The organism is Bartonella sp. AA23NXGY (assembly GCF_042197165.1).
In the GTDB taxonomy this organism is placed as follows: Bacteria; Pseudomonadota; Alphaproteobacteria; order Rhizobiales; family Rhizobiaceae; genus Bartonella.
Map to the genome: position 1 here is coordinate 1 of NZ_JBHIRO010000047.1, position 3545 is coordinate 3545.

Below are 3545 nucleotides of genomic sequence, written 5' to 3' on the forward strand. Positions count from 1 at the left end.
TCTGTAAACCAAAAGGGAGTCTCTACCTGTGGACTTCCTGCTATTTGGTCAAATTCTTGATTACACTTGTCCAAAGCATCCCCACTCAAACCTACACACTCTTCGTCTATAGCTCTCTTGCGCCTTGTCACGGGCGCTTCAGTAGAAGAAACATCCCGTTTTTTTCGAGAAGAAAGACCTTCTGATGACGCTGGACCTATAAAATGCTCATGCGCTTTTAAAGAACAGGGTTGTATACTTGCAAAAGAACGCCAAGGGTCTAAATTGCGTTCATTATCAAGTCCCCGTAAAAATAGCCCCCGAAAATCGGGAACATTAAACGTCGTAACGCCATCCCCCTCTCCCCACGTCGTTCCTATGACACAAAATAAATCCCAATAGACAAGCCGCGGATAAGCCTTCCCATCACATGGCAACCAACCATCCGGCAAGCGTTCCATTGCAAACGGTCCTATCAGACCGGAAGGTAAACGTTTTAAGGAAGAAACTTTGCCCCTTGTCGGGTTGAGAACTTGCCAACCCGTAAGCTCTTCATCATACACAAGCGTATAAAGACAGCCATCTTGTATCTCTCCTCCCGATAAGGCTAATAAACCGGTTTCTGTCGCCTTATAAACGGGCTTACCGGCTAAATTATTTAAAGCAATTGTTGTCGCCCCAACATTCTTGCCCTTCGCTTTAAAACAAACCGATATGCCATTCTTATACTCTAAAAATGCCGATTGACTTAGAAGCCTTATCACGCTCGTCTTTTGGTTATTATCAACCGTCACAATCCCTTCAAGAACACCCCCCGTATCCGATAAATACTCACTTACCCGTTGCATCATAAAACGAGCGCTATTATTAACCGTGTTAGGGTGCTGTCCCTCTGACCAATTAATTAAAGCATCAGCACCACCATTCTCAGATGCCGTTAAAGACCAATCATAAATCGTGGACATCTAAACCTCACGTCTTGATTCCAAACACAACACTCATATTAATCGGGCGCGTCTCACTTATACCTGAACTTGCCAATGCAACATCACGCATGTGAAGGTGGGAATGGGGAAAGGCGAGCTTATGGTGCACGCGTATATCCTCTGCTCTCACGCCCAAACGTTCAGCAAGCTTCAATCTTTGCTGGTCATTCAACACATATCCCCAGATGATCGTCATATCACCATGCCAACTCTCTTCCTGATTTTCATCATTCAAAATCGTAAAGGATTGACCCCCATGGTCATGCTTTCTCATTGCGTCATTTTGTAAAGTGCCAAGATAACGAAAGCGGTCTATCTCGCGGTCATCATCAACACCTCGTAAAAAAACACCACGCAAATCGGGAACATTAAACTTCGTCCAACTATCAGCGCCTCCCCACCTGATCCCTATCGCTTCATAAAGAGCAGGATAATCACTACGCAAATAAGCCTTCCCATCACAGGGTAACCAGCCATCTGGCAAAACTTGCATCCCAAAAATCCCTATCGTCCCTGGTGGATAAACAGGGATAACCGGCTCTTGCGATAAAGAGAGAGGCGTAGGATTTAAAACTTGCCAAGCATGATCCCTATAAACCAAGCTATAAATGCACCCCCTTTGAAGCTCGCCTCCCGATAAAACACGGAGACCTAATTCCGTCGCCTTGTAAACAGGTTTAGCCACCAAATCATTCAAGGCAATTGCGGTTTCCCCAACATTCTTGCCCTTCGCTTTAAAATAAATTGATATCCCATTCTTATACTCTAAAAATTGCGATTGGCTTTGAAGTCTTATCAACGTCGTCTGGTGTTCAGCATCAACCGTAAAAGTGCTTTCAATCACACCACTCGTATCCGATAAATACTCACGCACACGTTGCATCATCACACGAGCACTATTATTCAGACTACTAGGACGTTGTCCTTTTGACCAATCAATCAAATCATCACAATAGGCATTCAAGGAGGCATTTAAAGACCAATCATAGATCGTCGACATCTTACACCTCATGTCTTAATCGCAAACAGAACACTCACATTAACTGGACGCGTCTCGCCTTCACCAGTGCTCTCCAAAACAACCTCTTGGTTCTCATCAAGAGTATGAGAACTTACAATGTAGCCCCCTAAATTCTCACGCTCTATGCCCATAAAATTCGCTAGAGAGCTCCCCCCAAACAAGCCTAGACGATAGCCCAACACATCCGTCGTATTCCCATCCCAAAAGTTTTCGTTGCTGGTAAAATGAGACATCGAAAGGCTCTGTCCTTGATGTTGATGCGACTCGATTAAATCTGTTTGCACACTTGCAAAAGAACGCCCCTCATCAATATTGCGCCCTCCATCAAGCCCTCGTAAAAACATCCCTCGAAAATCGGGAACATTAAATGTCGTGGCGCCATCACCCTCTCCCCAAACCGTTCCTATCGTCTCAAATAAATCACCATAATCACGACGCAAATAAGCCTTCCCATCGCAAATTAACCAATCCTTTGGAATCCCGCGCATTCCAAACGTTCCTATAAAACCCGTGGGATAAAGACTGCTTTCTTCTTCTTCTAAAGGGAGTGGGGTAGGATTAACAAGATGCCAATGATCTCCATTATAAAACAATGTATAAATGCACCCTTGTTGGATTTCCCCCCCTGATAAAAGCGATAAACCCGTTTCCGTTGCTTTATAAACCGGCTTGCCATCTAAAGCATTTAAGACAATCGTGGTCGCTCCAACATTCTTACCCATAGCCATAAAGCGCAAAACGATACCATTCTTATACTCTAAAAACTGTGAAGTGCTTGCAAGTCTTATCACACTCGTTTGTTGGACAGGATCATTTGTAACAATGCCTTCAAGCTCTCCACCCGTGTCTGACAAGTATTCCTTTACGCGCTGCATCATCACACGGGCGCTTGTGTTCACACTGCTAGGATGCTGTCCTTCGGACCAATCAATCAAATTATCCACGCGCGTATTATCCGACGCTCTAAGCGACCAATCATAAATCGTTGACATTTCTCGTGAATCCTAGCTTCTGTAAAATGGTCCGTAAAATGCCCGCATGAATTGCGTCATCAAAGGATTATCATCATCATCACTCTCTTCTTCTTCCGAAGCCTCTTCTTGTGATGCTAATAATGCCCTTAAAACCTCTAACAAGTTGTCTCTATTTCTAATGCCACCCTGCGCTGTAGGACTTGCTCTATGAGGCTGCCCACCATACATCTGTAATACACGGTTGACAAAATCACTTGCACGCATAGCGTTGTTTCCACCATTCAAGCCAACCGCATTGCTCCCAACAATTTGCGCCGCATTGGCATGGGGATTTTGAAGAAGCCGCGCGGCTCCTCCTGCCCCTTGTTGATGGGCTAAATACAATTCTGCTTCACTAGGGGCTCTTCCCAACAGGCGGCTTAAATGATTGCGATTATCAAGCGTCAACCGCCCCATGGCATCTGCCGCTTGCATGGGATCAAACCTATCCTGCAAACCATATTGCTTGGCGGTGCTGTCTATAAATTGATACAACCCACCCGCAGAAGAACGGGGATTCCTTGCATTCGGATTGCCTCCACTTTC

General features: G+C 45.0%; 4 protein-coding genes. All 4 read right to left on the bottom strand.

Annotation, left to right across the window (positions count from 1 at the left end; translation table 11 throughout):
• Positions 1 to 944: phage tail protein (locus tag ACFINY_RS09475; protein WP_375701045.1), on the bottom strand; the 944-nt coding region annotated here is incomplete at its 3' end.
• A gap of 7 nt (positions 945 to 951) precedes the next feature.
• Positions 952 to 1965 (bottom strand): phage tail protein, encoded by a 1014-nt coding sequence (locus tag ACFINY_RS09480; protein ID WP_375701046.1) that lies wholly within the window; start codon positions 1963 to 1965, stop codon positions 952 to 954.
• Positions 1966 to 1973: 8 nt separating this feature from the next.
• Positions 1974 to 2978 carry a phage tail protein gene (locus tag ACFINY_RS09485; protein ID WP_375701047.1) on the bottom strand — a complete coding sequence of 335 codons (1005 nt, stop codon included), beginning with the start codon at positions 2976 to 2978 and terminating at the stop codon, positions 1974 to 1976.
• Positions 2979 to 2990: 12 nt separating this feature from the next.
• Positions 2991 to 3545 (bottom strand): transglycosylase SLT domain-containing protein (locus ACFINY_RS09490; protein WP_375701048.1); only part of this gene is annotated, 555 nt, incomplete at its 5' end.

Coding starts and splice junctions, on each gene's coding strand:
- ACFINY_RS09480 (WP_375701046.1), bottom strand. CDS start 1,965: ATGTCGACGATCTATGATTGGTCTTTAAATGCCTCCTTGAATGCCTAT.
- ACFINY_RS09485 (WP_375701047.1), bottom strand. CDS start 2,978: ATGTCAACGATTTATGATTGGTCGCTTAGAGCGTCGGATAATACGCGC.